Genomic DNA, 581 nt, shown 5'->3' on the forward strand with positions numbered 1-581 from the left:
GTTGAATGATCAATTGGATCAATCAGCCGAAGCCATCGAACAAGTCAACCGTGACAGTGAAAGGATCCAAACCGTCACAAGAATGATCGACGAAATTGCCGAGCAAACCAACCTACTCGCTCTCAACGCAGCAATTGAAGCGGCACGTGCCGGTGAGCAAGGCCGTGGGTTTGCTGTGGTCGCGGATGAAGTTCGCACATTAGCGCACCGTACGCAAAGCTCAGTGCAAGACGTAGTTGGGATTATCGAGAAACTAAAAGGCTCAACACAAAATGCCGTAACTATGATGACTGACAGCCAACGCAGTGCGAATCAGGTGCTAGACAAAGCGCAAGACGCAGGCACCGCGCTCGAAGCGATTGCCGTACAGGTACAATCTATCGCCTCTCAAGCTGATGCCATTGCCGCGACCTCGGAAGAACAAGCTCAAGTTTCACAAGAAATTGCAGCCAACGCGCATTCAATCAGTGAGCTAAACCGAGAGAGCCGTAACACCAGCGCGAAAACATCACAAAGTGCGATCGAGTTACAGCAACAAGCGAGAAATTTAAAAGAGCAAGTGGACTGCTTCCATTAATCCC

General features: G+C 50.1%; 1 protein-coding gene. It reads left to right on the top strand.

The features are described 5' to 3' along the window. The coding region (locus R7Z47_RS26015) for a methyl-accepting chemotaxis protein (RefSeq protein WP_318130923.1) at positions 1-577 on the top strand (577 nt) is incomplete at its 5' end. Positions 578-581: the final 4 nt, after the last annotated feature.

Origin of the sequence: Vibrio sp. 1641 (assembly GCF_033339995.1) — a bacterium.
GTDB classification, from domain to species: domain Bacteria; phylum Pseudomonadota; class Gammaproteobacteria; order Enterobacterales; family Vibrionaceae; genus Vibrio; species Vibrio alginolyticus.